3 protein-coding genes and 1 pseudogene are annotated in these 3,545 nt (G+C 37.9%); 1 reads left to right on the forward strand and 3 read right to left on the reverse strand.

The features are described from left to right. Positions 1-669, reverse strand: a pseudogene (locus tag IM485_RS12950) (hypothetical protein); the annotation flags it as partial. 946 nt (positions 670-1,615) lie between these two features. Between IM485_RS12950 and IM485_RS12955 the strand changes: the two are divergent. After that, positions 1,616-2,290 (forward strand): hypothetical protein, encoded by a 675-nt coding sequence (locus IM485_RS12955; protein ID WP_104396236.1) that lies wholly within the window; start codon positions 1,616-1,618, stop codon positions 2,288-2,290. Positions 2,291-2,343: 53 nt separating this feature from the next. On the opposite strand, the gene IM485_RS12960 is transcribed toward IM485_RS12955, so the two are convergent. Together IM485_RS12960 and IM485_RS12965 are read right to left on the reverse strand one after the other, a co-directional pair. Continuing rightward, positions 2,344-3,282: a GDP-L-fucose synthase family protein gene (locus IM485_RS12960; protein ID WP_287743530.1), complete on the reverse strand. Its 939-nt coding sequence runs from the start codon at positions 3,280-3,282 to the stop codon at positions 2,344-2,346. 12 nt (positions 3,283-3,294) lie between these two features. Continuing rightward, positions 3,295-3,545: GDP-mannose 4,6-dehydratase (locus IM485_RS12965; RefSeq protein ID WP_287743532.1), on the reverse strand; the 251-nt coding region annotated here is incomplete at its 5' end.

Here is a 3,545-nt window from a genome sequence, read left to right on the forward strand (position 1 = left end):
ATCATTAAATTTACTTTCATTTCTCATGAAAGCAAGTAAATTTTGACTCGATGGTTTTTGTAGTAGTTCATTTTTTAGCTTAACAATTTCTTCTTTGATTTTTGATATTTTTTTATTATTTTCCTCTAGTTTCTGTTTTGCCTCTTCCGCTTTTACCCAGTTTATCGAATTGTTGGCAGACTGTCCAGCAATTTTCTCTAATAGGGTAGAATCATATTGACTTCTAATAATTCTATTATTATTTTCTAGTATATTAATATTATCTTGTTTTGTTTGTATTTTACTTAATAAAGTTTTATTTTCTTTATTATTTAACTTATTTTTAATATCAGCATATTGCAAACAAATTGGAGAAACTTTACCTAAATGTCCTATTTCTTCATCTTGATAATTATTTTTATAATCAACTAAAAAAGTTGTAATTAAATCATAATCTCTATCTGGACTATTATTTTTCTTGTAACTTTGCCATGCGCTGTAACAAGGATATACTTGTTGGGGGCTTAAATGCCACCTACTAATATCATCTAATCCTGTAAAAACATTAACTAAGATGAAAATATCAACAATTATTATTACCAATAAACTTACTTTATTTAATGGTTTATCATTAATCCTTCTTGATCTCCTGAAAAACTGATTCCACAAATTATTAAGTTTAGTAAACATAATCTACTCCTAAGTACAGGACAAAAAGGATGATATTTGGAAACTTCCCGCGCTCTCCCCTATGAAGATTATTTTAGCAACAGCATCCGGTTCGCGGGTGATGGGGGAGAATATTTTTGGCTTACTCGATCGCAAAACTTAAAGTTAATTGTGTCATTATGGGGTTAGAGGCGAGACTTTTTTAGCTACCCACCTCTGTGAGTCTAGCAATCTTTCACTCTCTCTATTTCTATCTTTAGTTGGCTTATTTCTCATCTTTCTGAGGTAGGGTGGCCGATGTGTGATTTGGTTCATAGGCATTGGGGGTGGTTCGGGTTTATAAGCAAGGTTATCTACAAGAGGAGCTTATGGATAAATTTATTGGTTTGAGTATGCTGATTTTTGGGTTTGTAATGATGGCCTTTAATCCAGCAGTTGGGGTGCTAGTGGCTCTTTTTGGGTTGATCGTGACTTGGAATAGCGAGAGAACTGTTTCTGTTCGATCACAGGACAGGGATAGGGTTCCTTGTCCTCATTGTGCTGAGTTAATTCAACCGAAAGCGAAGGTGTGCCGTTTCTGTGGGGCCAAGTTTAGATGACCCCTTGTCCTAAGTTTGGGATCGGTGGCAACCCGATCAGAGGTTTCTTCAGTTTTTTGTTACAATTGTTACATTTTTTCACAGATTCTAATTCGATCGGGTGATTTTTTTTGATAGGATTGAACCTATAATTTTATAATAAATAGTTCTTGTTCTCCATTAACCGTGCCAAACTAAGAACTGCGGACAAATCAAGAGTTTTGGCGTTTCAATAGACCAAATAAACTAATAACTGGCAGTTAGTCGGAAATCTCAGTTATTTTTTGCTAAAATTCTCCTTCTACCCGCATTTTCTTGCTTGGAAACAAACTTTTTTCCGCTTTCGTCTCTATCTTTAACTCGCTCCCACTAGGAAACTCAAGGGTAAGATGCTATATTTTCAAAAGCAGGGTCGTCATCATCCTCTGACACTATTAACAATGCTTTTAAGTGCTTCTTTCGTTGTGGTCTCCCTTTCCTTGACTCCTGCGATCGCACGTCAATTCGCCCCAATTAACCCGATTAAACCAATTCCTTTGGGAAATGACCGATTAATTCCTGCTGGCACAGATATCCCTGTAAAATACGAGCAGGGGGAAAAAATTCTTTTAACCAAACAAGAAACTTTTTCTTTATCTCTAACCGTCACCGATAATATCAAAAACTCCCAAGGACAGACAATTATTCCCGATGGTAGTCAGATTATCGGAGAAATTAAACCTGATGGTCAAGGTTCGCGTTTTTTATCCCAAAAAATCTTTTTAAAAACCCGTCAACCCCAAGAAAAATCTATCGATGCTATTTCGGCAGTTTTCACCCGTATAGAAAGGCTAATTAAGGGAGTTAACCCCGATAAAATTATTCAGGGTGCAGTATTAGGAAAATCCGCCGCTTCTGTCCTCGCTTCCTTTACTTCTGACCAACCAGTTAGCGAGATTATACGAGGAGGAGGATTAGAAGTATTAGCCGGTTGGTTACTACGAGGAGAATCGGTGGAATTATTGTCAATTAACCCCAAGGAAGATTTAAAGTTAACCCTTCGTTCTGATTTTACAGGTCAGTAAGCTTAAAAAAATCAGGTGTGTTAGTTATTAATCTAACACACCTGCTATCGAGACTAAGCGGCGTTTTGCCGATACCATTCAATGGTTTTTTGCAAACCTTCTTTAAATTCCATTTGAGCAACAAAACCGAATTTTTCTTGAGCGCGGGTTGTATCTAAACAGCGTCGCGGTTGACCATTCGGTTTATCTATTTCCCAAACAATTTCGCCATCAAAACCCATTAAATCACAGATTAATTCCACTAAATCTTTGATAGAAATCTCATAATTTGTACCAAGATTAACTGGGTCTGATTCATTATAGAATTGACTGGCCATGACAATGCCTCGCGCTGCATCGGTGGAGTAGAGAAACTCCCGGGTTGGACTACCATCTCCCCAGACAGGAAGTTGTTTATCCCCCCGTTGTTGTGCCTCATAAACCTTGCGAATTAAAGCAGGAATTACATGGGAACTACCCGGATCAAAATTATCCTCTGGCCCGTATAAATTCACCGGTAAAAGATAAATTCCGTTGAAACTATACTGCAAACGATAGGACTCTAATTGTACCAATAAAGCCTTTTTAGCGATACCATAAGGCGCATTGGTTTCTTCCGGATATCCTGACCATAAATCGTCTTCATGGAAAGGTACTGGAGTAAATTTTGGATAGGCACAAATTGTCCCCACACAGACAAATTTTTGCACTCCTGCTAGATAGGCAGCGTGAATTAATTGGGTTCCCATCATCAAATTATCATAGAATAATTCGGCGGGTTTTTCCCGATTAAGACCGATACCTCCCACATGGGCAGCCAAATGGATAATTAAATCTTCTTCGTTGGCTAAACGTTGACAGTTTTCCCAAACTCTCAAATCACAATCTTTAGACCGAGGAATTGTAATTTTTTCGGGATTTGCCCCCGATGCAATTAATTGATTAACTACTTGCCGACCTAAAAACCCGCCCCCCCCGGTGACGACGATTCTTTGTTCGCTTAAATTCAGCATATTTTCACCTCTTTAATCCACAGTTGTCATCGAACGATTGCGAAGATAAGCCAAATCTTTTAATAACTGTTGGCTATCACCACCGTTATTAAGATTAATCCCCAAAGCCGCTAAATCCGCATCTACCATTAATTTTACCAGTCCCTCGAATGTCACCGACGGCTGCCAACCTAATTTCTCTCTGGCTTTTGTAGAATCTCCTATTAATAAATCTACTTCCGCTGGACGCAAATAACGTTGATCAAACTCCACATAATCCTGCC

The organism is Microcystis sp. M169S2 (assembly GCF_020245865.1).
Taxonomy (GTDB): Bacteria; Cyanobacteriota; Cyanobacteriia; order Cyanobacteriales; family Microcystaceae; genus Microcystis; species Microcystis ichthyoblabe_A.

Excerpts from the sequence above, each read along its gene's own strand:
- IM485_RS12955 (WP_104396236.1), top strand. The coding sequence starts at position 1,616 with ATGCTATATTTTCAAAAGCAGGGTCGTCATCATCCTCTGACACTATTA.
- IM485_RS12960 (WP_287743530.1), bottom strand. The coding sequence starts at position 3,282 with ATGCTGAATTTAAGCGAACAAAGAATCGTCGTCACCGGGGGGGGCGGG.